The organism is Serratia sp. TSA_105.2 (genome assembly GCF_052692115.1).
The window spans coordinates 12,391-37,389 of the sequence record NZ_JBQZFT010000003.1; the positions used below are offsets into that span (position 1 = coordinate 12,391).

Below are 24,999 nucleotides of genomic sequence, written 5' to 3' on the forward strand. Positions count from 1 at the left end.
TGTTAATTATAGTTGCAAATGATTATCATTAGTAAATGTGATCTGCAATCATTCGCAATTAAGCAAGCTAATGCCCCTATGTTAAGTCAGTCTTACTCCCTCCCGGCCTTTGAACTGCCGCAGCCGCGCTGGGCGCGCGGCCTGCTGTTCGCTCTGGCGGCACATGCAGCGTTGGTGCTGCTGTTTTACTGGCCGCAGACGGCGCTGGAGCCGGTGGTACTGCCACCGCCGGCGGTGATGATGAGCTGGGCGGCGCAGATTGAAGCGCCGGAAAGCAAGCCGCTGCCGCTGGGCGTACAGCAGGCGGAGTCCGCCGCGGCGCAGCCGGCGGAGCAGCAGCAACAGCCGGATCTGCCCAAGCTGGCGCGCGCCGATAAAGCAAAAATCGTGACGGCGCAGAAGAAGCGCGCCGAACACCGCCCCCCGCAAAAATCGCAGCCGAAGCCGCAGGAACAGGCCAAAGAGACGCGCAATGCCGCCGCGTCCAGCGCCGCCGCGCCGCAGGCGCAGACGCTTTCCCACCAGACCGCCGCACCGATCAACAGCGACGCCAACAGCAACGCGCAGGCCAAACTGTCGTGGGAGAGTCTGGTGAAAGGCAAACTGAACCGCATCAAGGATTACCCTTTGGATGCCCGCAGCCGCCGGCGCAGCGGCATGCCGCAGGTCAGCTTCAGCGTCGACGCGCAGGGGCGGGTCTCGAACGTCATGCTGCAGGTGCGTTCCGGCACCGCGTCGCTGGATCGGGAAGCGGTGGCGGTGGTGTCACGCGCCCAGCCGTTGCCGCCGCCGCCGCCGGAGATGCTGCAGCAGGGGGCCGTCAAGGTGACGATGCCGATCGATTTCAATCTGGCGGAGCTGAATGCCCGCCGTTAATGCCCGCAGGCGCCGCATCGCCGTCGTGCGCCTCTTCAAACTTCGTGAGGGATTATGAATCCGCTGTTATTCACCCCGCGCCGTCGCATCGCGGCCGCGCTCTGGCTTTCTTTAGGCATCGCCGGCGCCGCGCTGGCGCAACCTCAACCGCAGCCGCCGTTGGCGGAGCGCGCGCCGAAAGCGCTGACGGCGCACGGCGAGACGCGCACCGACGATTACTACTGGCTGCGCGACGACAGCCGAAAAGAGCAGAAGGTGTTGGATTACCTGAAGGCGGAGAACCGCTACACCGAGCAGATGATGGCACCGTACCAGAAGCTGCGCGCCACGCTGTATCAGGAGATGGTGGGCCGCATGAACCCTGACGATCGTTCAGTGCCGTATCAGCTCAATGGCTATCGCTATCAGGAAAGCTACGCCGCCGGTAAAGATTTCGCGCTGTATCAGCGCCAGGCGCTCACCGCCAACGCGCCGTGGCAAACCTTGCTGGACGCCAATCAGCGCGCGGCCGGCCACGCCTACTATCGCCTGGGGGCGATGGATGTCAGCCAGGACAACCGCCGCCTGGCGGTGGCCGAAGATCTGCAGGGCCGCCGCCAATACCGCATCTCCCTGCGCGAGATAGGCAGCGAACGCTGGTCGCCGGAAACGCTGGAAAACACCTCCGGCAACATGGTGTGGGCCAACGACAACCAAACCCTGTTCTACGTGCGCAACCACCCGCAAACGCTGTTGCCATACCAGGTCTATCGCCATCAGTACGGTACGCCGACGGCGGAAGATAAGCTGGTGTACCAGGAAAACGACCCGGCGTTCTACCTCAGCCTCGGCCGCTCGTCCTCGCGTGATTACCTGATTCTGACCATCAGCGGCAATACCACCTCCGAAGTGCGCCTGATCGACGCCAACCAGCCGCAGCGCGAGACGCAGCTGTTCGCCGCCCGGCAGAACGGCCGCGAGTATTATCTCGATCACTACCGGGGCGAGTTCTACCTGCGTTCCAACCATCAGGATCCGAACTTCGGCCTGTACCGCACGGCGGCGGCGGGCAAACCCTGGCAGACGCTGATCGCACCGCAGGCGCAGCACGAGGTGGAGAACTTCAGCCTGTTCCGCGACTGGCTGGTGGTGCAGGAGCGTGCCAACGGGCTGGTGCAGCTGCGGCAAATCAGCTGGGACGGCAAAACCGAGCGCGCCATCCCGTTCGACGACGCCAGCTACATGGCCTGGCTGGGCTATAACCCGGAGCCGGACAGCGATCGCTTGCGCTACGGCTATTCGGCGATGACCACGCCGACCCGCACCTATGAGTGGGATCTGAACAAGGGCGAGCGCACCCTGCTGAAGCAGCAGGAAGTGAAAGGTGTCGATCCCAGCCTGTATCACAGCAAGCGCATCTGGGTCACGGCGCGCGACGGCGTGAAAGTGCCGGTCTCGCTGGTGTACCGCACATCGCTGTTCAAAAACGGGCATAACCCGCTGCTGGTGTACGGCTACGGCGCTTACGGCATGAGCATGGATCCGGCGTTCAGCGCCAACCGCATCAGCCTGCTGGATCGCGGCTTCGTCTATGCGCTGATCCACGTGCGCGGCGGCGGCGAACTGGGGCAGAGCTGGTACAAACAGGGCAAGCTGACGCACAAACCGAACAGCTTCAACGACTTCATCGACGCCACCCAGGCGCTGATCAAAGACGGCTACGGCCAACCGGGGCGCATCTACGCCATGGGCGGCAGCGCCGGCGGCTTGCTGATGGGGGCGGTGATCAATCAGGCGCCGCAGCTGTACAACGCGGTAGTGGCGCAGGTGCCGTTCGTCGACGTGGTGACCACCATGCTGGACGACAGCATTCCACTCACCACCGGCGAATACGAGGAGTGGGGCAACCCGCACCAGCCGGCCGCCTATGCGCTGATGAAGTCCTACAGCCCATACGACAACGTGCGCAAGCAGCGTTACCCGAACCTGCTGGTTACCAGCGGCTTGTACGACTCGCAGGTGCAGTATTGGGAACCGGCCAAATGGGTGGCGAAGCTGCGGCGCTTCAAGCAGGGCGATTCGCTGCTGCTGCTCTCCACCGACATGACCGCCGGCCACGGCGGCAAATCGGGCCGCCTGGCGCGGCTGGAAAACGGCGCGCTGGAGTACGCCTTTATTCTGGCGGCGGATCGGCAGGCGCAGAAATAACCTTTAGCGCCGCGGCACGCTGCGGCGCAATAAAACAATAACAACCTTTTACCGCGCGTTTCGGCGGGCTTTTTGCTGGGCATTGTCGGCCATCAAACCTTATTGGCTATTTCTGGGGATATATGAAAATCAAAATGATAGCGAGCCTGATCGGCGCGGGACTGGCGCTGTACGGGCCGGCTGCGGCCGCGCAGGAACAGGCGGAAAATAATAAAGGCAGCGTGGCGTTCAGCCCGCTCAACGTCTCGGCCGCCGACAGCGGCAAAAGCAGCGAAAAAGACGCGTTGGCGAGGCCGGGCGCGTTCAGCTCGCGCGATGAAAACAAGAATCTGGAGTCGGTGGACAGCATTCTGCGCAGCATGCCGGGCACCTATACCCAGATCGATCCCGGCCAGGGATCGGTCAGCGTCAATATTCGCGGCCTGAGCGGCTTTGGCCGGGTCAACACCATGGTCGACGGCATCACGCAAAACTACTACGGCAACTCGCCGAGCGACGCAGCGCACGGGGGATTGCCCACCAGCCAGTTCGGGGCGCTGATCGATCCTAACTTTATCGTCGGCGTCGACGTGGCGCGCGGCAATGCCACCGGCTCCGCTGGGGTGAACGCGCTGGCGGGCAGCGCCAACTTCCGCACTATCGGCGTGGACGACGTGGTGTTTTCCGATAACCCGTTCGGCGTGCGCACCAAATTCTCGGTGGGCAATAACGGCATCGGCCGCAGCGGCATGATCGCCGTGGGCGCCAAAACCGCCGCCTTTGCCGACGGCGGCAGCCTGGGGGCGATGGCGGCGATCAGCGGCAGTTCCATCACCTCCAACTACAAAAACGGCGCCGGTTTCGACAGCGAGATGTTCAACGTCGATAAAACCTACCGCCAGAACCCGAAATCCCAGCTGTTCAAGGTGGACATCAAGCCGGATGCCTTCAACAGCATCGAACTGTCGGCGCGCAGCTACCAGAATAAAATCACCCGCCGCCACATCGACAGCGACGATTTTTACCTTAAATATCACTACGCGCCGTTCTCGGAACTGATCGATTTCAACCTGACCGCCAGCACCAGCCGGGGTGAGCAGAAATTCATGTCCGACAACATGGCGGGATTCAGCGACAGCACGGCGAAAAACATCTCCGATGCGCTGGATATCAACAACACCAGCCGTTTCAGTCTGCAGGATGTCGATTTCGCCTTCAGCTACGGCGGCAAGCTGGTGCGCAACGAGTATAAGAAAAAGGCCTCCGGTTTGGTGACGGATGACAATCAGGCGGAAAGCATGCCGGTGGGAATATCGGGCAAGCAGGATATCTCCAGCCTGTACAGCGGGTTGCAGGCCAACTACGGCATCTGGCAGGGGAATTTCGATCTGAACTACACCGCCTATCGCCTCTCCGGCTATAAGCCGGCCTGTGACGAGCGCGTAGAGTGCTTCCCGCAGGGCGCCGGCAATATCAACCGCAACGAACAGGGTTTCAACCCGTCGGTCATGCTGTCGGCGCAGGTGACGCCGTGGCTGCAACCGTTCGTCAGCTACAGCAAGTCGATGCGCGGGCCGAATATCCAGGAGGTGTTCTTCGCCAACAGCGGCGGCCAGTCGATGAACCCGTTCCTGAAGGGCGAAAAAGCGGAGACCTGGCAGGGCGGTTTCAATGCCAATGCCCACGATCTGTTGTTCAAGCAGGACAGTTTCCAGCTGAAAGCGGTCTATTTCGAAACCAGAATCAAAAACTACATATCCAGCCAATCCTACCTGGTGTGTAAAAACCGCCAGAAGTGCAACCGTTCGCAGGCGACGCAGGAAGAGTGGGATAACGCGGACGTCAACGTCAGCATGACCATGTACAGCAACGCTCCCGAACCGGTCAAAATGCGCGGGGTGGAGCTGGAAGCGCTGTACGACGCCGGTTTCGCTTTCACCAAGCTGTCGTTAAGCAAGGAACATACCTCCCAGCCGACCAACCAGGCCAGCAACGAATTCGGCGCGGGCGATGTCAGCGAACTGCCGGAATTCTACTTCACGCTGGACAGCGGGGTGCGCCTGCTGGACGAGACGTTAACGCTGGGCGGGGTGGTGAAATACACCGGCAAATCGGTGCGCCTGTCGCCTGATTCCATTCGCGATGAAAACGAACAGTTGATGAAGGAGCCAGCGCCGCATATTCCGACCATTATCGATCTGTACGGCACCTATCAGGTGAATCGCAATCTGCTGCTGAAGCTCAGTGTGCAAAACCTGATGGACAAAGACTACTCGGACGCGCTGAACAAGATGAACTCGCTGCCGTCGCAGTCGCAGGACTTCACGCCGACCAACACTGCCCGTGGACGCACCTATATCTTCGGCGGGGAGGTGCGCTTCTAAACCGCAGCGAGGCAGGGCGCAGTTACTGCGCCCGTTTCGCCTGCAGCAGCCATTTGTCCAGCTCGTTGGCGAACTGCTGGCGGTCGCGCTGGTTCAGCGCGTTCGGGCCGCCGGTTTGGATGCCGCTGGCGCGCAGGGTATCCATAAAATCGCGCATGTTGAGGCGCTCGCGGATGGTGTCCGGCGTATAGCGCTCGCCGCGCGGGTTCAGCGCCACCGCGCCTTTCTCTATCACCTCCGCCGCCAGCGGGATATCGGCGGTGATCACCAGATCGCCCGCTTCGCAGCGGCGCACGATCTCGTTGTCGGCCACGTCGAAGCCGGCCGCCACCTGCAGCGAACGAATGTACTTCGAGGGCGGCGTGCGCAATGGCTGATTCGCCACCAGCGTCACGGTGATGGCGGTACGATCGGCGGCGCGGAACAACACCTCTTTGATCACGTTCGGACAGGCGTCCGCATCGACCCAAATCTGCATCATTTCGCCCCCTGCAGCCAGTCGCGCACCGGCAGGAAATCGCGCGCCAGCGCCGCTTCCGGGCTGCCGCCTTCCGGCTGGTAGTTATATTCCCAACGCACCAGCGGCGGCATCGACATCAGAATGGACTCGGTGCGCCCGCCGGTTTGCAGCCCGAACAGCGTGCCGCGATCCCACACCAGGTTGAACTCCACGTAGCGGCCGCGGCGATACAGCTGGAACTGGCGCTCGCGCTCGCCCCAGCTCAAGGCCTTGCGTTTTTCGACGATCGGCAGATAGGCGTCGAGGAAGCCCTGGCCCACCGCGCGGGTGAAGGCGAAACAGTGGTCGAAGTCCGGAGTGTTCAGATCGTCGTAGAACAGGCCGCCGATGCCGCGTGCTTCGTTGCGATGCTTGATGAAGAAGTAATCGTCGCACCACTGTTTGTATTTGGGGTAGACGTCGTCGCCGAACGGCGCACACAGATCGGCCGCGGTGCGGTGCCAGTGCACGGCATCCTCTGCGAAGCCGTAGAACGGCGTCAGATCAAAGCCGCCGCCGAACCACCACACCGGCGCTTCGCCTGGCTTTTCGGCGATGAAGAAACGTACGTTGGCGTGGCTGGTGGGCACGTAAGGGCTGAGCGGATGGATAACCAATGAGACGCCCATCGCCTGGAAGCTGCGCCCGGCCAGTTCCGGACGGTGCGCGGTGGCCGAGGCCGGCAGGGTGGCGCCGGAGACGTGCGAGAAGTTGACCCCCGCCTGTTCGAACACCGCGCCGTTGGTCAGCACGCGGCTGCGGCCACCGCCGCCTTCTTCACGCGTCCATTGGTCTTCGGTGAACACGGCGCCGCCGTCGGCCTGGGCGAGCTGCGCGCAGATGTGATCCTGCAGCGCCAGCAGGAAGGATTTTACTTCAGCGATGTTAGGTAAACTCATGCGGGGTCTTTATAGCGTCTGGCTGAACAAGGCGCTGAGTATACTCTTATTCGCCGCCCGCGGCATCAGCGGGGTTTGCGCTGGTGGGCGTCGAAGTAGTCGAAGAAGTTGACGATGCCGTCCGCGATGGCGCGGGCTATTTTCTCGCGAAACGCGGTGGTGCCCAGCAGCCGCTCTTCGTTCGGGTTGGTGATGAACGAGGTTTCCACCAGCACCGAGGGGATGGACGGGGATTTTAACACCGCGAACGCCGCCTGTTCGGTGCTGTCGCTGTGCAGGTGGTGTACCGGGCGGATCTGGCCGAGCACGTGGCGGCCGAGCGTCAGGCTGTTGTTGATGGTGTCGGTTTGCACCAGATCGAACAGCACCTGCTGCAGGTAGTTGTCCTGATCCTTGTACTTGCCGCCCGCCACGTCGTCGGCGGCGTTTTCACGGTTGGACAGGTAGCGCGCCATGGCGCTGCTGGCGCCGCGGTTGGAGAGGGCGAACACCGAAGCGCCAGAGGCCGAGGGGCTGGTGAAGCCGTCGGCGTGAATCGAAATGAACAGGTCGGCCTGGTGCTGGTGGGCGATCTCCACCCGCTGGAACAGCGGAATGAATTCGTCTTCTTCGCGCGTCAGGCGCGCCTCCACGTGGTCATGCTCATGCAGAAAACGGCGCACGTGGTTGGCGATTTCCAGCACGATGTGTTTTTCCTGTGAGCCTTCGTGGCCGACCGCGCCGGAGTCGATGCCGCCGTGGCCGGGATCGATCATCACCCGCTTTTTGCCGCCGGCCGGTTTCGCCGCCGGTTTGCTGTGCTGATTGCGCAGCAGGCCTTCCGCCCTGGCGCTGCGGTTTTTCACGCCGAACAGCGCTACCGTCAAGCCGGAAAGCAAAAGTTGGCGTCGCGTCGGGGAAACGGCAAGCGGCTTAAAATTGAGGAATTGTTTACCCTGCTTTTTCATTACGCAACGCTCCATCGACGTTTCTATTTTGCGACGTTATATCGTATTGATAATCATTAATCGACCCGATAACTATTTCCATTTATTACGCCTGTTACCGGCGATTTCTGGGCAAATAGCGCGGTAAATCGCAGTTTGATATTGCGTAAGTGAATAATCACGCGATAATCAGATAAACACCTTAATTAACAGCGGCCAACATCGATGGAAATTCGCGTATTTCGACAAGACGACTTTGAAGAGGTCATTACCCTGTGGGAGCGCTGCGATTTGCTGCGGCCCTGGAACGATCCGGAAATGGACATCGAGCGCAAGCTGAACCACGATCCGGAGCTGTTCCTGGTGGCGGAAGTCGGCGGCGAAGTGGTCGGTTCGGTGATGGGCGGTTATGACGGCCACCGCGGCTCGGCGTATTACCTCGGGGTGCATCCCGATTATCGCGGGCGCGGCATCGCCAATGCGTTGATCAACCGTCTGGAGAAGAAATTGATCGCCCGCGGCTGCCCGAAAATCCAGATTATGGTGCGTGAAGACAATGACACGGTGGTCGAAATGTACGAGAAGCTCGGCTACGAGATCCAGGGCATCACCAGCCTGGGCAAGCGACTGATCGAAGATCAGGAATATTGATCGAGCGACGGGCGGCGGCATTGCACCGCCCGTCGCAGTGCATTACGGCAGCTTTTTGACGGTTTTCACGTCCACTTCGACGCTGTTCCAGTCTTTATCCACTTTGCCTTCCAACTGCACCTTGTCTTTCGGCGTAACGGTTTGGCCGTTCCAGCGTTTGCGGTCGATATCGACCGTCAGGGTGCCGGTGGCGTCGCGGAAGGTATAGGTTTCGTCGCCGATGCGCTGTTCGATGTTGCCCTGCAGCATCACCCAGGTGTCGTCGCTCAGCGATTTCACCTTGTCCACGGTGGTCAGCGCCGCGCTGGGGCCGGAGAAACCGCCTTGTGCGGTGGTTTGCGTTTGGGCCTGCGGCGCGGCCGGATCGAGGAACCCGCCTTGTTGCGCCAGTACCGGTGCGCTGCACAGCGCGATCAGAGTGGCCAGAGTCAGTTTTTTCATGTTGCGCTTCCTTATCGTTATCGAAAATCACATCCCGCTGATATCGGGTTGCTTGCTGAGTGATAAGCATTAAAACACGCCGATCTTAAGAGCTTCTTAAGCCGACGCATTGAAATTCACGCCGCCGGCGCCCATCTGTAGCCATAGTCTTTATTCTGTTGGCAAGGAACGATCGTTGAAGCCATTCTCACCCCGGTTTTCCCCGGATGATTACGACCAGCACGGCGCGCTGCGGCTGCCGCTGGGATTTTGGGCCGTGCTGGTTCTGCAGGCGCGCACCTGGCTGCTGTTCGTGATGGCCGGCGCTTCGCGTGAGCAGGGCGAAAGCTTGCTGGCGCTGTTTTATCCGGATACCCAACGCTTTTGGTACGGCATGCTGCTCGGTCTGCCGGCGGCGCTGGCGTTTTTGCTGAGCGGCCGCCGCCACCAATGGCCGCGGCTGTGGCGCGGCTGGCGCTGGGGGCTGGTTGTCTCCGTGCTGGCGTCGCTCGGCGGCTCGCTGTTCAGCCTGTGGCGCCAGGACGGCGATGCGCCGGGGCTGGAGCTGGCGTTGGCGCTGCTCGATGCGCTGGCGCTGAGCTATCTGCTGTTGAATGCGCGCCTGAAAGCCTGCTTTGCGCCGGCGGAGCACGCCGACTAATTGCCGAGAAGTGCGGCACTTTTCGCATTTTCCGCACTCCAAGCTGGCAACCGTTGGCGTAGTGCGGCCCGTTGTGAGAGGCTGGCACGCAGCAAAACGCCGAGTGCGGCAAGGGCGGGCTACCGCCCCGCGCCATTGATGTTTAAGGAGCTAGAGATGAATATTCGCCCCCTGTTGTTAGGGCTTCCGCTGTTACTCACCGGCTGTTCGAGCATGTCCAATTTCTCCTGGTCCAGCCTGTCGCCGTTCAACTGGTTTGGCAGCAGCCTGGAGGTCGGCGCCAAGGGCGTCGGCAAGCTCAACGCCGGCACGCCGATGTCGGAAAGCGCTATCAATGACGGGCTGGACGGCAACTACCGCCTGCGCGGCGGCATGGCGACCAGCAACGGTCAGATCGTCTCTTATTATCAGGCGCTGTCCGGCGACGACGTGAAGCTGGTGATCACCGGTGAACCGAAAGGGCGCCTGCAGCGGGTGGACGTGCTGGATCCGAAAGTGGCGACGGAGTGGGGCAACAAGCTCGGCACGCCGTTCGGCGATATGTACAGCAAGGCGTTCGGCTCCTGTAAACCGGGCAGCGGCGAAGACGCCGGCAAAGTGGAGTGCGTGGCGGAGCAGAGCAAGTACGTTACCTACATCTTCAGCGGCAAGTGGGCCGGGGCGCAGGACATCATCCCGCCGGACGACACCCTGAAAAGCTGGACGGTCAGCAAAATCATCTGGCACGCCAAGCCGCAGCAGTAACATGTTCAACGGGCGCCGGTTCACGGCGCCTGCCTTTTCAAGCCATTACCCCTATTTTCTTTGCGCTGCTGCAAGGCAATCGCCCGTGCTTGCGGTATGATAGCGCGCGTTTGTAACAGGGAACCCGCGCGTCAACCGCCATACCTTACCTGTTGCCGGATTCTGGTATTGAGGATAACAACATGACACAGGTTCAGAGCGGCATTCTGCTGGAGCACTGCCGTTTCGCCATTTTTATGGAAGCCACCGTACAGGGTGAATTCGCCGACTTGCGCCAGGGCTGCAAGCAGTTTTGTCAGACGCTGAGCGAGCTGCAGCAGCAGTTCCCCGATGCGCGCCTCGGCGCGGTGATCGCTTTCGGCTACGACGTTTGGCACGATCTCTCCAGCGGCCAGGGCGCGCAAGAGCTGAAACCGTTCACGCCGCTCGGCAAAGGGCTGGCGCCGGCCACCCAGCGCGATATGCTGATCCACATCCAGTCGCTGCGTCACGACGTCAACTTCACGCTGGCGCAGGCGGCACTGGCGGCGTTCGGCAACGCCATCAAGATTGAAGAAGAAACCCACGGTTTCCGTTGGGTGGAAGAGCGCGATCTGAGCGGTTTCATCGACGGTACCGAAAACCCGCAGGGCGAGCAGCGCCCGGAAGTGGCGACGATTGCCGAAGGTGAAGAAGATGCAGGCGGCAGCTACGTGCTGGTGCAACGTTACGAGCACAACCTGCGCCAGTGGCAGCGTTTTACCACCGAACAGCAGGAGCAGATCATCGGCCGTACCAAGCACGACAGCGAAGAACTGCCGGCCGATCAGCGCCCGGATACCTCGCACGTCAGCCGCGTCGATCTGAAAGAGAACGGCAAGGGCCTGAAAATTTTGCGCCAGAGCCTGCCTTACGGCACCGCCAGCGGCAAGCACGGCCTGTTCTTCATCGCCTATTGTGCGCGCCTGCACAATATCGAGCAGCAGCTGCTGAGCATGTTCGGCGATCTGGACGGTAAACGCGACGCGATGCTGCGTTTCAGCCGCGCGGTCACCGGCAGCTACTACTTTGCGCCATCGCTGACGCGCCTGCTGTCACTTTGACGCCGTTGCCGAAGCCGGTGTGCCGGCTTCGGCCCGTTTTCCCGCCCCGAAAACACCTCGCATTCCCTGCCTTATAGCGTTTGATGCTTGTAAATCACTAAACGGTATATAAAAGCGTTACAGCTCCGCACCGAGTTATAAATACACTGGTCGTCAATAAGGCGAAAGCCTGAAGGAATGACTCAGTGATAAGGTGCAGAATGAAACAAAACCGGGTTAAAAATCTCGTGCTGAAAGGTTGGCTGGCGGCTGCGCTGTTGGCGAGCGGCGCCGCGTCGGCGGCGGAATTGCTGAACAGCTCTTATGACGTTTCCCGTGAATTGTTCGTCGCGCTGAATCCCGGCTTTGAACAGCAGTGGAATCAACAGCATCCGAACGACAAGCTGACCATCAAACAATCGCACGCCGGTTCCTCCAAGCAGGCGCTGGCGATCCTGCAGGGCCTGCGCGCCGACGTGGTGACGTACAACCAGGTGACCGACGTGCAGATCCTGCACGATCGCGGGCAGCTGATCCCGGCGGACTGGCAGGCGCGCCTGCCGAACAATAGCTCACCGTTCTATTCCACCATGGCGTTTCTGGTGCGCAAGGACAACCCGAAGGGCATCCACACCTGGAACGATCTGGTGCGCGACGACGTGAAGCTGGTGTTCCCGAACCCGAAAACCTCCGGCAACGGCCGTTACACCTATCTGGCCGCCTGGGGCGCCGCCAGCCAGGCCGACGGCAACGACGCGGCCAAGACCCGCGCCTTCATGACCCGCTTCCTGAAAAACGTGCTGGTGTTCGATACCGGCGGCCGCGGCGCGACCACCACCTTCGTCGAGCGCGGCTTGGGCGACGTGCTGATCAGCTTCGAGTCCGAAGTGAACAACATCCGCAAGCAATACGGTGAAGACAAGTACGAAGTGATCGTGCCACCGGTCGATATTCTGGCGGAGTTCCCGGTGGCCTGGGTCGACAAAAACGTCGAGCGCAACGGCACCGAACAGGCGGCCAAAGCTTATCTGAACTATCTCTACAGCCCGGCGGCGCAGCAGGTGATCACCAGTTTCTACTACCGCGTGTATGACCAGAAAGCGATGGCGGCGGCGAAGGGGCAATTCCCGGACACCCAACTGTTCCGCGTGGAAGATCAATTCGGCGGCTGGCCGCAGGTGATGAAAACCCACTTCGCCACCGGCGGCGAGCTGGATCAGCTGTTAGCTGCAGGGCGCAAGTAAATGTTGGCGTTGTCGTCCAGTAAGCGGGTGCTGCCCGGATTTGGCCTAAGCCTCGGCAGCAGCCTGTTTTATACCTGTTTGATCCTGCTGCTGCCGCTCACCGCGCTGGTGATGCAGCTGGCCCAGATGAGCCTGGCGCAATACTGGGAAGTGATTTCCAACCCGCAGGTGGTGGCGGCGTATAAAGTGACGCTGCTGGCGGCCGGCGTCGCCAGCCTGTTCAACGCGGTGTTCGGCATGCTGATGGCCTGGATCCTGACGCGCTACCGTTTTCCCGGCCGTTCGCTGCTGGATGGCCTGATCGATCTGCCGTTCGCGTTGCCGACCGCGGTGGCCGGCCTGACGCTGGCGGGGCTGTTTTCTACCACCGGCTGGTACGGTCAGTGGCTGGCGCACTTCGACATCAAGGTCACCTTCACCTGGCTTGGGATCGCGGTAGCGATGGCGTTCACCAGCCTGCCGTTTGTGGTGCGCACCGTGCAGCCGGTGCTGGAAGAGTTGGGGCCGGAATACGAAGAGGCAGCCGAGACGCTGGGCGCTACGCGCTGGCAGAGTTTCCGCCGCGTGGTGTTGCCCGAGGTGGCACCGGCATTGCTGGCCGGCACAGCCATCTCCTTTACCCGCAGCCTGGGCGAGTTCGGCGCGGTGATTTTCATCGCCGGCAACATCGCCTGGAAGACGGAAGTGACCTCGCTGATGATTTTCGTGCGTTTGCAGGAGTTCGATTACCCGGCGGCCAGCGCCATCGCCTCGGTGATCCTGGCGGCGTCGCTGCTGCTGCTGTTCAGCATTAACGTATTGCAAAGCCGCTTCGGCAGACGTTTGGGAGGAGGGCACTGATGGCCGATGTTTCCGCCTTCAACGGCGCCGAGCGCCCGCGCGTCAACTGGGGCAAGTGGACGCTGATCGCCATCGGCGCGCTGTTCTCGGTGCTGCTGCTGGTAGTGCCGATGATGTCGATTTTCGCCGAGGCCTTTTCCAAAGGATTCGGCGCGATGTGGAACAACTTGCTCGATCCGGACATGCTGCACGCCATTTGGCTGACGGTTTTGATCGCGCTGATCACCGTGCCGTTCAACCTGGTGTTCGGCACGTTGCTGGCATGGCTGGTGACGCGCTTCGCCTTCCCCGGCCGCCAGCTGCTGCTGACGCTGATCGATATCCCGTTCGCCGTTTCACCGGTGGTGGCGGGGCTGATTTACCTGCTGTTTTACGGCAGCAACGGCCTGCTGGGCGGCTGGCTGGATGCACATAACATCCAGATCATGTTCTCCTGGCCGGGCATGGTGCTGGTGACCATTTTCGTCACCTGTCCCTTCGTGGTGCGCGAGCTGGTGCCGATGATGCTCAGCCAGGGCAGCCAGGAAGACGAGGCCGCCATTCTGCTGGGGGCGTCCGGCTGGCAGATGTTCCGCCGCGTGACGCTGCCCAACATTCGCTGGGCGCTGCTGTATGGCGTGGTGCTGACCAACGCGCGCGCCATCGGCGAGTTCGGCGCGGTGTCGGTGGTGTCTGGTTCGATTCGCGGCGAAACCTACAGCCTGCCGCTGCAGGTCGAGCTGTTGCAGCAGGATTACAACACCGTCGGCTCCTTTACCGCTGCCGCCCTGTTGACCCTGATGGCGATCGTTACCCTATTTTTGAAGAGCGCGCTGCAGTGGCGTCTGGAACGTCAAAACGCGCGTCTCGAGCGGGAGGAAAATCATGAGCATTGAGATTAACGGCATCAACAAGTACTTCGGTCGCACCAAGGTATTGAACGATATCTCGCTCGATATTGCTTCCGGCGAGATGGTGGCGCTGCTCGGGCCGTCCGGTTCCGGCAAGACCACGCTGCTGCGCATCATCGCCGGGCTGGAAAGCCAGAGCGGCGGCAAGCTGGGCTTCCACGGCACCGACGTCAGCCACATGCACGCGCGCGACAGGCGCGTGGGCTTCGTGTTTCAGCACTATGCGCTGTTCCGCCATATGACGGTGTTCGACAACATCGCTTTCGGCCTGACCGTGCTGCCGCGCCGCGAGCGGCCGAACGCCGCGGCGATCAAACAGAAAGTCACCCAACTGCTGGAAATGGTACAGCTGGGCCACCTGGCCAACCGCTATCCGTCTCAGCTGTCCGGCGGCCAGAAACAGCGCGTGGCGTTGGCGCGCGCCCTGGCGGTGGAACCGCAAATTCTGCTGCTGGACGAACCGTTCGGCGCGCTGGATGCGCAGGTGCGCAAAGAGCTGCGCCGCTGGCTGCGTCAGCTGCACGAAGAGCTGAAGTTCACCAGCGTGTTCGTCACCCACGATCAGGAAGAGGCGATGGAAGTGGCCGACCGCATCGTGGTGATGAGCCAGGGCAATATCGAACAGGTCGGGTCGCCGGAAGAGATTATGCGCGAGCCGGCCAGCCGCTTCGTGCTGGAATTCATGGGGGAAGTGAACCGCCTGAACGGCGAAATTCGCGGCTCCCAGCTGTTCGTTGGCGCGCACCAGTGGCCGCTGTCGTTCCAGCCGATGCACCAGGGCAGCGTCGAGCTGTTCCTGCGCCCGTGGGAAATGGAAGTGGCGACCGAGAGCAGCGAGCGCTGCCCGCTGCCGGTGCAGGTGCTGGAAGTCAGCCCGCGCGGCCACTTCTGGCAGCTGACGGTGCAGCCAATCGGCTGGCATCAGGAACCGATAAGCCTAGTGCTGCCGGAAGGCAACGCCACGCCGGTGCGCGGCGGCCGTTATTACGTCGGCAGCCTCAATGCGCGGCTGTATGCCGGCGATCGGTTGCTGCAACCTGTTGCGTTAGCCAAAAGCGCCTGATAGGTTTTAGCAGCCCTTTTCTTCAAGGCAACCCCCGGGTTGCCTTTTTACTTTACGCACACCAACACAGGCAAAGATCGTGACAACGCTCGAACAATGCATCGGGAACACCCCGCTGGTACAACTGCAACGGCTGGCCGCCCAGGCAGGCAGCGAGGTATGGGTCAAACTGGAAGGCAATAACCCGGCGGGATCGGTGAAGGATCGCGCCGCGTTGGCGATGATCCAGCAGGCGGAGCTGCGCGGTGAGATCAAGCCCGGCGACGTGCTGATCGAGGCCACCAGCGGCAACACCGGCATTGCGCTGGCGATGATTGCTGCATTGAAAGGCTATACGCTGAAGCTGCTGATGCCGGAGAACATGAGCCTGGAGCGGCAGGCGGCGATGCGCGCCTACGGCGCCGAGCTGATCCTGGTCAGCCGTGAGCAGGGGATGGAAGGGGCGCGCGATCTGGCGCTGGAGATGCAGCGTCAGGGGCAGGGCAAGGTGCTGGATCAGTTCAACAATCTCGACAATCCCTACGCCCACTTCACCACCACCGGCCCGGAGATTTGGCGCCAGACCGAAGGACGCATCACGCACTTCGTTTCCAGCATGGGCACCACCGGTACCATTACCGGCGTGGGCGGTTATCTGAAGAGCCAGAATCCGCAGGTACAGATCATCGGCCTGCAGCCGGCAGAAGGCAGCAGCATCCCCGGCATTCGCCGTTGGGCGCCCGCTTACCTGCCGGGCATTTTCCGCCCGGAGCTGGTGGATCAGGTGCTGGATATCGAGCAGCGCGATGCCGAGCAGACCATGCGCCAGCTGGCGCAGCGTGAAGGCATCTTCTGCGGCGTCAGCTCCGGCGGCGCGGTGGCCGGCGCTCTGCGCGTCGCGGCGGCCCACCCCGGCAGCGTCGTGGTGGCGATCGTCTGCGATCGCGGTGACCGTTACCTCTCCACCGGCGTTTTCGACTGAATGTGCCCTCCCGGCGGCGCGTTCCGCCGGGAAAACCCTTCCCATTTCCTTTTGACTGACGGCATAGCCGCCCCGCCTGCCTGTGCGCCAATACCCTGACTGAAGTAGAGAAATTGCGCGACAGCAGCCACAATAACGGTGGCGAGACGCGAACCGCGATGTGTAAGGATTGAGTAAAACCGGCTGCGGGCCGGCGGAATTGGCGGGAAAATAACGAAAATCGGTGAAGGAGCAAGGCATGAAAATTTTACTGGTCGACGATGACCTGGAGCTTGGCACCATGCTGAGCGAATACCTGACGGGCGAAGGTTTCGACGCCACGCTGGTGCTGACCGGCAAAGCGGGGGTAGAGGGCGCGCTGTCGGGCGATTATACCGCGATGATCCTCGATATCATGCTGCCGGACATGAGCGGCATCGACGTGCTGCGCGACGTGCGCAAAAAGAGCCGGCTGCCGATCATCATGCTGACCGCCAAAGGCGACAACATCGATCGGGTGATTGGCCTGGAGATGGGCGCCGACGATTATATGCCCAAACCGTGCTATCCGCGCGAATTGGTGGCGCGTCTGCGCGCGGTGCTGCGCCGTTTCGAAGAGCGGCCGCAAGAGGCGGACGACGAGGCCGCCATCAGCTTCGGCGAGCTGACGCTTAACCCTTCAACCCGCAGCAGCGAATGGCGCGGTAAGGCGTTTGATCTGACCGCTTCGGAGTTCAATCTGCTGGAGCTGTTGCTGCGCGCGCCGGATCGCGTGGTGTCGAAGGACGAGCTGTCTGAGAAGGGGCTGGGGCGCCCGCGTGAGGCCTATGATCGCAGCGTGGACGTGCACATCAGCAATATCCGCCAGAAGCTGAGCGCGTTGGCCGGCAGTAAGCTCAGCATTGAGACGGTGCGCAGCATCGGCTATCGCATTCGGTAAACTGACATGCGCGGAAGACTGTTCTGGAAAATTTTGCTCGGCTTTTGGCTGACCTTTCTCATCATGACGCAGGCGCTGTGGGTGGCGTTTTCTCTCTATGGCGATCGCTATGTGCCGCCGGAGAACGCCATGGCGCGGCGGGTGATCGGCCTGCAGCTGACCTCGGCCGCCACCCAGTTGCGCAGCGGCGGCATGCCGGCGCTGGAAGCCCTGATGCGCGACTGGCCCGAGGACGACAGGCGTTTGCTGTCCGTGACGCCAATGACCCAACCGCCGCCGCCCACGCCGGAAGAACCGGCATTTGAAGGGCGGCGGATGCCGAAAGAGATCACTGCCTGGGTGCAGACCGGGGAAGGGCAGGGATACTGGCTGAGTTATAACGTGCGCGGGCTGCGGGAAGAGTATCGGCCGGAGCGGCGCTCCCATTTCTTCAACATTCCTGCGCCGATGCTGTGGGTCGGCGGGCTGGGCGGTTTGCTGTTCAGCGCCGTGCTGGCCTGGAACCTGACCCGGCCGATGCGTCAGCTGCGCGGCGGTCTGGATCGGGTGGCGCAGGGCGATCTGTCGGTGCGGCTGTTCCCGAAGATGCGGCGCCGCCATGACGAGCTGTCCGACGTGGCGCGCGATTTCGACACCATGGCCGAGCGGCTGGAACTGCTGGTCAGCGCCCGCGAGCAGCTGTTGCACGACGTTTCGCACGAGCTGCGTTCGCCGCTGGCGCGCCTGCAGCTGGCGATCGGCCTGGCGCGGCAGAATGCCGGCAACGTTGAAACCTCGCTCAAGCGCATCGAACACGAATCGGGGCGGCTGGACAAAATGATCGGCGAGCTGCTGGCGCTGTCGCGTACCGAACACAGCAGCCTGCCGGACGAGGAGTATTTCGATCTGTACGGCCTGGTGGATGCGGTGGTGAGCGATGCGCGCTACGAGGCGCAGGTGCCCGGCGTGGATATCGTGCTGCAGGCCGAGTCGGACGTGGAGTACACCGTCAAGGGCAATGCGGAGCTGATGCGGCGAGCGGTGGACAACATCGTGCGTAATGCGCTGCGCTTTTCCAGCCACGGCCAGCGGGTGACGGTGGCGCTCACGCGCGTCGATAACCAGTTTCAGATCGCGGTCAGCGATCAGGGGCCGGGGGTCGAGGAGGCGAAGCTGTCGAGCATCTTCGATCCGTTCGTGCGCGTGAAGTCGGCGCTGTCGGGCAAGGGCTACGGCCTGGGGCTGGCGATTACCCGCAAAGTGGTGCTGGCGCACGGCGGCCAGGTTGAGGCGCGCAACGGCGATAAAGAGGGGCTTGTCATTACCCTGCGCATCCCGCGCTGGCAATAATAGACTATCTTACTTGCCATTTTGAACTAGGGCAGTGCTCGCCTTCGTCACGTACTGCGTGTACGCTCCGAAGGTTGCGCGCTGTCCATGTTCAAACTGCCTGCGCCGATAATGTCTATTATCCGCGGTATACCCAAAGGGTTTCGGGGGGAATCCCCGGGAGCTTACTCCAGTAAGTGACCGGGGTGAGCACGTGCGGCCAACAACGCTGCGGTTCGAAAGACGAAGGGGATAAAAAAACGGCGCCGAGGGCGCCGTTTTTCTTGCTCATCCGCGCTTACTTCTTGATACGGATGATCGGGGTTTCGCCAACGGTCACGCTACCGGACAGTTTGATCAGCTCTTTGATCTCGTCCATGTTGGAGATAACGACCGGCGTCAGGGTAGACTTGGCTTTCTCTTCCAGCAGTGGCAGGTTGAACTCGATAACCACGTCACCTTTCTTGACGCGCTGGCCTTCTTCGGCGATGCGTTTGAAGCCTTCGCCTTTCAGTTCTACGGTATCGATGCCGAAGTGGACGAACAGCTCAATGCCGCTGTCGGATTCGATAGAGAATGCATGGTTGGTTTCGAAAATCTTGCCGATGGTGCCGTCGACCGGAGCAACCATTTTGTTGCCGGCCGGTTTGATGGCGATACCGTCGCCAACGATTTTTTCAGCGAACACTACGTCCGGCACATCTTCGATATTGACGATTTCGCCAGAAAGGGGAGCGACGATCTCGATAGTGCCCGTGTCTTTCTTGTCATCAGAAACCAGAGATTTCAGTTTATCGAACAAACCCATGATCTTCTCCTAAGCATTAAATTGGGCGGCGTTCCAGTGTCGTGGAAGTTTAGCAGAGCGTTTTTTCTTCGATGAATTTATTGACGCAATTCATCAGGTCTTGTGCCGTTGGCTGTGCCAAGGCCTGCGCTGCCAACGCCTTCACATCTTCGAAATTCGTGTTACGAATAATTTTCTTGATGCGCGGGATTGAAATCGCACTCATGCTGAACTCATCCAGCCCCATGCCCAATAACAACAGTGTAGCACGCTCATCGCCAGCCAGTTCGCCGCACATGCCGGTCCACTTGCCTTCCGCGTGAGATGCATCAATAACCTGTTTGATCAGGCCAAGCACTGATGGGGACATCGGGTTATAGAGATGAGAAATCAGCTCGTTGCCGCGATCTACCGCCAGAGTATACTGGGTTAGATCGTTTGTCCCAATACTAAAGAAGTCGACTTCTTTCGCCAGGTGGTGAGCGATGACCGCCGCAGCCGGTGTTTCCACCATCACGCCCACTTCGATGCTCTCGTCAAACGCCTTGCCTTCTTCGCGCAGCTGCGCTTTCAGCGTCTCGATTTCGCCTTTCAGATCGCGCACTTCTTCCACGGAGATGATCATCGGGAACATGATGCGCAGTTTGCCGAACGCCGAGGCGCGCAGGATGGCGCGCAGCTGGGCGTGCAGGATTTCACGGCGGTCCATCGCGATGCGGATGGCGCGCCAGCCGAGGAACGGGTTCTCTTCCTTCGGCAGGTTCATGTACGGCAGGTCTTTGTCGCCGCCGATGTCCATGGTGCGGACGATCACGGCCTGCGAGCCCATGGCTTCCGCCACGGCTTTATAAGCCTGGAACTGCTCGTCTTCGGTCGGCAGCGAGTCGCGGTCCATGAACAGGAACTCGGTACGATACAGGCCGACGCCTTCCGCGCCGTTGCGCTCTGCACCCGCGACGTCGCGCACGGTGCCGATGTTGGCGCAGACTTCAACCTGATGGCCGTCCAGCGTAATCGCCGGCAGATCCTTCAGCTTGGCCAGATCGTTTTTCTCGGTGATGTATTGGTTCTGGGCGGCTTTCAGCTGATCGATAACGTCAGCGGTCGGGTTAACGTAAATTTTGTTGTTAACCGCATCCAGAATCAGGTAGTCGTCGTTTTTCACCTGCTTGGTCACGTCGCTGGTACCGACGATCGCCGGCAGCTCCAGGGAGCGCGCCATGATAGAGGTGTGGGAAGTCCGGCCGCCGAGATCGGTAATGAAGCCCAGCACTTTGTCCAGGTTCAGCTGCGCGGTCTCTGACGGAGTCAGATCGGTGGCCACCAGGATAACTTCGTCCTGAATGGAGCCCAGATCGACGATCGGCATGCCCAGAATATTCTGCAGCAGGCGCTTACCGATGTCGCGCACGTCGGCGGCGCGTTCTTTCAGGTATTCGTCGTCCAGCTCTTCCAGCGCTTTCGCCTGACCTTCGATCACGGTGTAGGCGGCGGCGTCTGCGGAGGCCAGATCGTCTTTGATTAGGGCTATGATTTCCTGCTCAAGCTCTTCGTCTTCCAGCAACATGATGTGGCCTTCGAAGATAGCTTCCTTCTCTTCGCCGAAGGTTTCGCCAGCTTTGGTCTTGATCGCTTCCAGCTGTTCGGACGCTTTCGCGCGGCCGGCCAGAAAACGCGAGACTTCCTGCTCTACTTGATCAGCAGAGATTTTCTTCCGGTTGATGACGATGTCGTCTTCTTTCAGCAAGAGAGCCTTACCAAAAGCGATGCCCGGTGATACTAAAATGCCTGAAATCATAACCCTACCTTACTCTTGACTGGTGTTAACTAAAAAGACGGGCCGATTACTCAAGCTCTGCCATCAGTTTTACCAAGTGTTCAACGGCTTTCTGCTCGTCTTCACCTTCAGCTGAGATGGTCACTACGGTCCCTTGAGTCAGCCCCAGAGTTTGCAGTTTGAACAGGCTTTTAGCGCTGGCGCTTTTGCCGTTGGAGGTCACGGTGATGTCAGACGCGAAGCCTTTGGCTTCTTTAACGAACTGAGCGGCAGGGCGAGTATGCAGACCATTCGGAGCGGTAATAGTAACTTCTTGCTGGAACATTGATGTTTCCCCAACTTATTGGATTAATGTTGTGGAGCTAAAGTTTAGCCCAGGGGCCTGACTTTAGCTTGTCTGGTTATAGCGCCTGACTATGGACAGGGGCGAACGTTGATGCAACAGAAAACGACGCGTTAGGCACTTCAGATCAAAAAACTCGGCTTTAGACGTCGTTCCAATCCGCTCCCCATTATGCCCGATTCGACGCGTCGGCGACAGATGAGTAAATCGATTCAGCCTTGACCGGGCTCGGGGGGTGATTAATTTTGCGCATCGAAATAATGCACCGTTAAATACTAAAGCCGACGGGCAAAAGCAATCTTGGACTGCTATAAAGTTTGATCCAGTCCACAAAAAAGCACCCCGCAGGGTGCTTTTTTAGCGATTTGTGCAGTGGCGGAATTACTGCTGCAATTCCTGCTCGGTGAACAGATCGGCAAACAGCGCGGTGCTCAGGTAACGTTCGCCGGAAGAGGGCAGGATCACCACGATGGTCTTGTCGGCGAACGCCGGTTCTTCGGCCAGTTTCACCGCCGCCGCAACCGCTGCGCCGGAGGAGATGCCCGCCAGAATGCCTTCTTCGTCCATCAGGCGGCGCGCCATGCTGATGGCCTCGTCGTTGGAGACTTTCTCGACGCGATCCACCAGGTCCAGGTCGAGGTTGCCCGGAATGAAGCCGGCGCCGATGCCCTGGATCTTGTGCGGGCCCGGTTTCAGCTCTTCACCGGCCAGCGCCTGGCTGATGACCGGCGAGTCGGTCGGCTCGACCGCCACGGTGGTGATGGCCTTGCCTTTGGTGTTCTTGATGTAGCGGCTGACGCCGGTCAGCGTGCCGCCGGTGCCGACGCCGGAGATGAACACGTCGACGTCGCCATCGGTGTCTTCCCAGATTTCCGGGCCGGTGGTTTTTTCATGGATGGCCGGGTTGGCCGGGTTGCTGAACTGTTGCAGGATCAGGTAACGGTTCGGGTCGGTGGCGACGATCTCTTCGGCTTTGGCGATAGCGCCTTTCATGCCTTTCGCCCCTTCGGTCAGCACCAGATTGGCGCCGAGCGCCTTGAGCAGCTTGCGGCGCTCGATGCTCATGGTTTCCGGCATGGTCAGCGTCAGCTTGTAACCGCGCGCGGCGGCGACGAAGGCCAGCGCGATGCCGGTGTTGCCGCTGGTCGGCTCTACCAGCTCTTTGCCGGCGGTCAGCACGCCGCGTTGTTCCGCATCCCAAATCATATTGGCACCGATGCGGCATTTGACGCTGAAGCTCGGGTTGCGTGATTCAACCTTGGCCAGAATGCGTCCGTTGCCGATACGGTTCAGACGAACCAGCGGCGTATGGCCGATTGTTAATGAGTTGTCTTCATATATCTTGCTCATAGCCCGTCCTTTAACTCTATGAAAATGTGGGGAACATCGAAAGCATACGCTAACAGTACCGGCAGGGAAGTAAAGAATTGGTATATCTATATGTTATTAGGAAATAAGTTTTAAGCACAATGATAAGGGCGCGAAATGCGCGCCCTGTCGAAAATTTCCGCGCTATCGGCGGTAAAAAACGGCGGTTATCGGACGAATTGCGAGCGATAGCGATCGACCCACATCGCGGTGGCACCGCAGACGGCGACCGGCAGGATCACCAGGTTGAGGATCGGGATCATGGTGAACAGGCTGACCAGCGCGCCGAACTGCAGGTTGTCGGTTTTGTGCTGGCGCAAGGCGCGACGCATGTCGACAAAGCTCACCTTGTGGTTGTCGAACGGGTAGTCGCAATACTGAATCGCCAACATCCAGGCGCTGAACAGGAACCACAGCACCGGCGCCACCGTCTGGCCGATGCCGGGCACGAAGTAGAGCGCCAGCAGCAGCAGCGCGCGCGGCAGGTAATACATTAGCTTGCGCCATTCGCGTGCCATGATGCGCGGCAGATCTTTGGCGATGCCGAGCAGGCCGGTGTCCGGCAGCGGTTTGCCGGTCAGGCTGCCTTCGAGCTGCTCGGCCAGCAGGCCGCAGAACGGCGCGGCGATCAGGTTGGTGAGGGTGCTGAACAGATAGCTGAACACCAGCAGCACCGAAATGACCGCCAGCGGCCACAGCAGGTAGCTCAACCATTGCAGCCAGTCGGGAACGTGGCTCATCATCGTCGGGATCCAGTCGCCGAGCCGGCTGAACAGCCACCAGAAAGCGGAACCCATCAGCAGCACGTTGACCAGCAACGGCAGGACCACATAGCGTTTAATCCCCGGGCGCGAAATCAGGCGCCAACCTTCGGCGAAATAGTGAATGCCGCTGGTCGAACGGGAAGGGGGCTGCGTATAGGACATATCTTAAGTTATCTCGTTGTCTGAACAGGCATCATTATCATATAGGGATGATTTTCCACTGGCTAGGGTAGGGTTGGCTGAAAAACCAGCAGAAAAAGGCAGTATAATCATCTTTATTGGCATAAAGTTCAGCACGGACTTGCACTTGTGTGCGCGGGCAAATAGAGTTAAAGAGTGAATGTTTGCCGCGGTGGCAATGTATTGGAACAACAGAGATAGCAATGATGCAGGATTTGCGTCTGATATTAATCGTTGTTGGCGCGATCGCCATAATAGCGCTGTTATTGCACGGTCTGTGGACCAGTCGCAAAGAACGGTCAGCGCTCTTCCGCGATCGCCCAGCCAAACGTTCCCAAAAGGAACGTGAACAAACTCCGATCGACGATCTCGAAGAAGGCGTCGGTGAGGTGCGCGTACGCGCCGCTCACCCGCAAGACGAGCCGTCATTCGGCCATTTCGATGCCGCACGCGAAGAACCCGTGGCCGCGCCGAAGCCCGCTCCGGCGGCTGCGCCAGCGCCCCGCGCCGTTCAACCGGCTGCCCATCAGACGCCGCCTCCGCTGTCTCAGCGGCCGGAGTATGATGACATCCTGCTGAACAACTACGCGCCGGACGAAGAACAGGCCGAGCCGCAGCAACCGGCCGCGCGCCGTGAGCCGCGCGTCGACGATCTGCCGCATGAACATGAACACGAGGCGCCACAGGGGGCGGAACCGGCATTCCACGCCGATCCGGCCCCTGTGCAGCAAGCGCCGGAAGTGAAGCCGGCGCAGGAACCCGCACCGCAACCGGCGGCTGCGCCCATTCAGGCTAAACTGAAAGAGACCGTGCTGGTGCTGCACGTCGCGGCCCATCAGGGCGGCGTAATCGGCGGCGAAGTGCTGCTGCAGAGCGTGTTGCAGGCGGGCTTCCAGTTTGGCGAGATGGGCATCTTCCACCGCCATATCAGCCCGGCCGGCAGCGGCCCGGTGCTGTTCAGCCTGGCGAACATGGTCAAGCCGGGGTCGTTCGATCCTGACATGATGTCCGACTTCTCCACGCCGGGCGTGTCGATGTTCATGATGGTGCCGTCTTACGGCGATGCCAATCAGAACTTCAAGCTGATGCTGCAGTCGGCACAGCGCATCGCCGACGACGTGGGCGGCGTGGTGCTGGACGACGAGCGCCGCATGATGACGCCGCAGAAGCTGGAAACCTACAAAGCGCGTATCCGTGAAGTGTTGGAAAACAACGTCTGACCGGGTTGCCGCGCGCACTGAACATCCGTAACAACAAAGCCCCCGCTA

General features: G+C 60.6%; 24 protein-coding genes. 15 read left to right on the top strand and 9 right to left on the bottom strand.

Translation table 11 applies throughout. The features are described 5' to 3' along the window. Nucleotides 1–78 precede the first annotated feature (78 nt). The 3 genes from ACUTSC_RS11125 to ACUTSC_RS11135 all read left to right on the top strand — a co-directional run bounded on the left by ACUTSC_RS11125 (nt 79) and on the right by ACUTSC_RS11135 (nt 5,426). Nucleotides 79–876 carry a TonB family protein gene (locus ACUTSC_RS11125; RefSeq protein ID WP_197773409.1) on the top strand — a complete coding sequence of 266 codons (798 nt, stop codon included), beginning with the start codon at nt 79–81 and terminating at the stop codon, nt 874–876. Nucleotides 877–930: 54 nt separating this feature from the next. Then, nucleotides 931–3,063 (top strand): S9 family peptidase, encoded by a 2,133-nt coding sequence (locus ACUTSC_RS11130; protein WP_445653331.1) that lies wholly within the window; start codon nt 931–933, stop codon nt 3,061–3,063. Nucleotides 3,064–3,185: 122 nt separating this feature from the next. After that, the gene (locus ACUTSC_RS11135; protein WP_197768958.1) at nt 3,186–5,426 is read left to right on the top strand and encodes a TonB-dependent receptor domain-containing protein; all 2,241 of its coding nucleotides are present in this window, start codon (nt 3,186–3,188) and stop codon (nt 5,424–5,426) included. 22 nt (nt 5,427–5,448) lie between these two features. Here the strand turns inward: ACUTSC_RS11135 and ACUTSC_RS11140 are convergent, their stop codons facing one another. The 3 genes from ACUTSC_RS11140 to amiA all read right to left on the bottom strand — a co-directional run bounded on the left by ACUTSC_RS11140 (nt 5,449) and on the right by amiA (nt 7,771). After that, on the bottom strand, nt 5,449–5,904 hold the full coding sequence (locus ACUTSC_RS11140; protein WP_004936514.1) for a YaiI/YqxD family protein: 456 nt from the start codon (nt 5,902–5,904) through the stop codon (nt 5,449–5,451). Continuing rightward, nucleotides 5,904–6,824 carry an oxygen-dependent coproporphyrinogen oxidase gene (hemF, locus tag ACUTSC_RS11145; RefSeq protein WP_445653332.1) on the bottom strand — a complete coding sequence of 307 codons (921 nt, stop codon included), beginning with the start codon at nt 6,822–6,824 and terminating at the stop codon, nt 5,904–5,906. Before hemF ends, ACUTSC_RS11140 begins: the two co-directional genes overlap by 1 nt. Nucleotides 6,825–6,889: 65 nt before the next feature. Beyond that, the gene (gene amiA, locus ACUTSC_RS11150) at nt 6,890–7,771 is read right to left on the bottom strand and encodes an N-acetylmuramoyl-L-alanine amidase AmiA (RefSeq protein ID WP_197768956.1); all 882 of its coding nucleotides are present in this window, start codon (nt 7,769–7,771) and stop codon (nt 6,890–6,892) included. A 204-nt stretch (nt 7,772–7,975) separates the two neighbouring features. Between amiA and ACUTSC_RS11155 the strand changes: the two genes are divergently transcribed. Then, nucleotides 7,976–8,401, top strand: coding sequence for a GNAT family acetyltransferase (locus ACUTSC_RS11155; protein ID WP_004936504.1), 426 nt, complete (start codon nt 7,976–7,978; stop codon nt 8,399–8,401). Between the two features lie 42 nt (nt 8,402–8,443). On the opposite strand, the gene ACUTSC_RS11160 is transcribed toward ACUTSC_RS11155, so the two are convergent. Further along, on the bottom strand, nt 8,444–8,842 hold the full coding sequence (locus ACUTSC_RS11160) for a YgiW/YdeI family stress tolerance OB fold protein (protein WP_197773408.1): 399 nt from the start codon (nt 8,840–8,842) through the stop codon (nt 8,444–8,446). A gap of 175 nt (nt 8,843–9,017) precedes the next feature. Here ACUTSC_RS11160 and ACUTSC_RS11165 point away from each other — a divergent pair, with 175 nt between their 5' ends. The 10 genes from ACUTSC_RS11165 (at nt 9,018) to ACUTSC_RS11210 (ending at nt 18,533) form a co-directional block, all read left to right on the top strand. Further along, a complete protein-coding gene (locus ACUTSC_RS11165; protein ID WP_197768954.1) occupies nt 9,018–9,482 on the top strand; it encodes a DUF2919 family protein in 465 nt (154 codons plus the stop codon). A gap of 156 nt (nt 9,483–9,638) precedes the next feature. Continuing rightward, the gene (locus ACUTSC_RS11170; protein WP_197768953.1) at nt 9,639–10,226 is read left to right on the top strand and encodes an RpoE-regulated lipoprotein; all 588 of its coding nucleotides are present in this window, start codon (nt 9,639–9,641) and stop codon (nt 10,224–10,226) included. A 182-nt stretch (nt 10,227–10,408) separates the two neighbouring features. Beyond that, entirely contained in the window at nt 10,409–11,308 is a 900-nt protein-coding gene (locus tag ACUTSC_RS11175) for a Dyp-type peroxidase (protein WP_197773407.1), read from the top strand. 200 nt (nt 11,309–11,508) lie between these two features. Then, nucleotides 11,509–12,531, top strand: coding sequence for a sulfate ABC transporter substrate-binding protein (locus ACUTSC_RS11180; RefSeq protein WP_033632428.1), 1,023 nt, complete (start codon nt 11,509–11,511; stop codon nt 12,529–12,531). Further along, nucleotides 12,532–13,371, top strand: coding sequence for a sulfate/thiosulfate ABC transporter permease CysT (cysT, locus tag ACUTSC_RS11185; protein WP_019453852.1), 840 nt, complete (start codon nt 12,532–12,534; stop codon nt 13,369–13,371). Further along, a complete protein-coding gene (gene cysW, locus ACUTSC_RS11190; protein WP_197768951.1) occupies nt 13,371–14,246 on the top strand; it encodes a sulfate/thiosulfate ABC transporter permease CysW in 876 nt (291 codons plus the stop codon). The genes cysT and cysW overlap by 1 nt, the downstream gene beginning before the upstream one ends. After that, nucleotides 14,236–15,324 (top strand): sulfate/thiosulfate ABC transporter ATP-binding protein CysA, encoded by a 1,089-nt coding sequence (gene cysA / locus ACUTSC_RS11195; protein ID WP_061872530.1) that lies wholly within the window; start codon nt 14,236–14,238, stop codon nt 15,322–15,324. Before cysW ends, cysA begins: the two co-directional genes overlap by 11 nt. Before the next feature lie 79 nt (nt 15,325–15,403). Then, a complete protein-coding gene (cysM, locus tag ACUTSC_RS11200) occupies nt 15,404–16,285 on the top strand; it encodes a cysteine synthase CysM (RefSeq protein WP_033638551.1) in 882 nt (293 codons plus the stop codon). Between the two features lie 238 nt (nt 16,286–16,523). Continuing rightward, complete coding sequence (locus ACUTSC_RS11205; protein WP_025303784.1) at nt 16,524–17,204, top strand: response regulator transcription factor; 681 nt, start codon at nt 16,524–16,526, stop codon at nt 17,202–17,204. A 6-nt stretch (nt 17,205–17,210) separates the two neighbouring features. Next, nucleotides 17,211–18,533, top strand: a complete 1,323-nt coding sequence (locus tag ACUTSC_RS11210; protein ID WP_197768950.1) for an ATP-binding protein — start codon at nt 17,211–17,213, stop codon at nt 18,531–18,533. A gap of 277 nt (nt 18,534–18,810) precedes the next feature. Here ACUTSC_RS11210 and crr read toward each other — a convergent pair whose 3' ends face one another. The 5 genes from crr to cysZ form a co-directional block, all read right to left on the bottom strand. Next, entirely contained in the window at nt 18,811–19,320 is a 510-nt protein-coding gene (gene crr / locus ACUTSC_RS11215; protein ID WP_004936467.1) for a PTS glucose transporter subunit IIA, read from the bottom strand. Between the two features lie 49 nt (nt 19,321–19,369). After that, the gene (ptsI, locus tag ACUTSC_RS11220; protein ID WP_015378671.1) at nt 19,370–21,097 is read right to left on the bottom strand and encodes a phosphoenolpyruvate-protein phosphotransferase PtsI; all 1,728 of its coding nucleotides are present in this window, start codon (nt 21,095–21,097) and stop codon (nt 19,370–19,372) included. 46 nt (nt 21,098–21,143) lie between these two features. Further along, nucleotides 21,144–21,401 (bottom strand): phosphocarrier protein Hpr, encoded by a 258-nt coding sequence (gene ptsH, locus ACUTSC_RS11225; RefSeq protein WP_033635455.1) that lies wholly within the window; start codon nt 21,399–21,401, stop codon nt 21,144–21,146. A 399-nt stretch (nt 21,402–21,800) separates the two neighbouring features. Next, nucleotides 21,801–22,769, bottom strand: a complete 969-nt coding sequence (gene cysK, locus ACUTSC_RS11230) for a cysteine synthase A (RefSeq protein WP_033635454.1) — start codon at nt 22,767–22,769, stop codon at nt 21,801–21,803. Between the two features lie 185 nt (nt 22,770–22,954). After that, a complete protein-coding gene (cysZ, locus tag ACUTSC_RS11235) occupies nt 22,955–23,713 on the bottom strand; it encodes a sulfate transporter CysZ (RefSeq protein ID WP_197768992.1) in 759 nt (252 codons plus the stop codon). A gap of 221 nt (nt 23,714–23,934) precedes the next feature. Between cysZ and zipA the strand changes: the two genes are divergently transcribed. After that, nucleotides 23,935–24,951, top strand: a complete 1,017-nt coding sequence (gene zipA / locus ACUTSC_RS11240) for a cell division protein ZipA (protein ID WP_197768991.1) — start codon at nt 23,935–23,937, stop codon at nt 24,949–24,951. The last annotated feature ends 48 nt before the right edge of the window (nt 24,952–24,999 follow it).

What these genes read in the sequence shown, in the direction of transcription:
- ACUTSC_RS11155 (WP_004936504.1), top strand. Translation starts at nt 7,976, where the DNA reads ATGGAAATTCGCGTATTTCGACAAGACGACTTTGAAGAGGTCATTACC.
- zipA (WP_197768991.1), top strand. Translation starts at nt 23,935, where the DNA reads ATGATGCAGGATTTGCGTCTGATATTAATCGTTGTTGGCGCGATCGCC.
- cysT (WP_019453852.1), top strand. Translation starts at nt 12,532, where the DNA reads ATGTTGGCGTTGTCGTCCAGTAAGCGGGTGCTGCCCGGATTTGGCCTA.
- crr (WP_004936467.1), bottom strand. Translation starts at nt 19,320, where the DNA reads ATGGGTTTGTTCGATAAACTGAAATCTCTGGTTTCTGATGACAAGAAA.
- ACUTSC_RS11130 (WP_445653331.1), top strand. Translation starts at nt 931, where the DNA reads ATGAATCCGCTGTTATTCACCCCGCGCCGTCGCATCGCGGCCGCGCTC.
- ACUTSC_RS11160 (WP_197773408.1), bottom strand. Translation starts at nt 8,842, where the DNA reads ATGAAAAAACTGACTCTGGCCACTCTGATCGCGCTGTGCAGCGCACCG.
- cysK (WP_033635454.1), bottom strand. Translation starts at nt 22,769, where the DNA reads ATGAGCAAGATATATGAAGACAACTCATTAACAATCGGCCATACGCCG.
- cysZ (WP_197768992.1), bottom strand. Translation starts at nt 23,713, where the DNA reads ATGTCCTATACGCAGCCCCCTTCCCGTTCGACCAGCGGCATTCACTAT.
- ACUTSC_RS11205 (WP_025303784.1), top strand. Translation starts at nt 16,524, where the DNA reads ATGAAAATTTTACTGGTCGACGATGACCTGGAGCTTGGCACCATGCTG.
- ACUTSC_RS11125 (WP_197773409.1), top strand. Translation starts at nt 79, where the DNA reads ATGTTAAGTCAGTCTTACTCCCTCCCGGCCTTTGAACTGCCGCAGCCG.
- cysA (WP_061872530.1), top strand. Translation starts at nt 14,236, where the DNA reads ATGAGCATTGAGATTAACGGCATCAACAAGTACTTCGGTCGCACCAAG.
- hemF (WP_445653332.1), bottom strand. Translation starts at nt 6,824, where the DNA reads ATGAGTTTACCTAACATCGCTGAAGTAAAATCCTTCCTGCTGGCGCTG.
- ACUTSC_RS11135 (WP_197768958.1), top strand. Translation starts at nt 3,186, where the DNA reads ATGAAAATCAAAATGATAGCGAGCCTGATCGGCGCGGGACTGGCGCTG.
- ACUTSC_RS11140 (WP_004936514.1), bottom strand. Translation starts at nt 5,904, where the DNA reads ATGCAGATTTGGGTCGATGCGGACGCCTGTCCGAACGTGATCAAAGAG.
- cysW (WP_197768951.1), top strand. Translation starts at nt 13,371, where the DNA reads ATGGCCGATGTTTCCGCCTTCAACGGCGCCGAGCGCCCGCGCGTCAAC.
- ptsH (WP_033635455.1), bottom strand. Translation starts at nt 21,401, where the DNA reads ATGTTCCAGCAAGAAGTTACTATTACCGCTCCGAATGGTCTGCATACT.
- ACUTSC_RS11210 (WP_197768950.1), top strand. Translation starts at nt 17,211, where the DNA reads ATGCGCGGAAGACTGTTCTGGAAAATTTTGCTCGGCTTTTGGCTGACC.
- ACUTSC_RS11175 (WP_197773407.1), top strand. Translation starts at nt 10,409, where the DNA reads ATGACACAGGTTCAGAGCGGCATTCTGCTGGAGCACTGCCGTTTCGCC.
- ACUTSC_RS11170 (WP_197768953.1), top strand. Translation starts at nt 9,639, where the DNA reads ATGAATATTCGCCCCCTGTTGTTAGGGCTTCCGCTGTTACTCACCGGC.
- ACUTSC_RS11180 (WP_033632428.1), top strand. Translation starts at nt 11,509, where the DNA reads ATGAAACAAAACCGGGTTAAAAATCTCGTGCTGAAAGGTTGGCTGGCG.
- ptsI (WP_015378671.1), bottom strand. Translation starts at nt 21,097, where the DNA reads ATGATTTCAGGCATTTTAGTATCACCGGGCATCGCTTTTGGTAAGGCT.
- amiA (WP_197768956.1), bottom strand. Translation starts at nt 7,771, where the DNA reads ATGAAAAAGCAGGGTAAACAATTCCTCAATTTTAAGCCGCTTGCCGTT.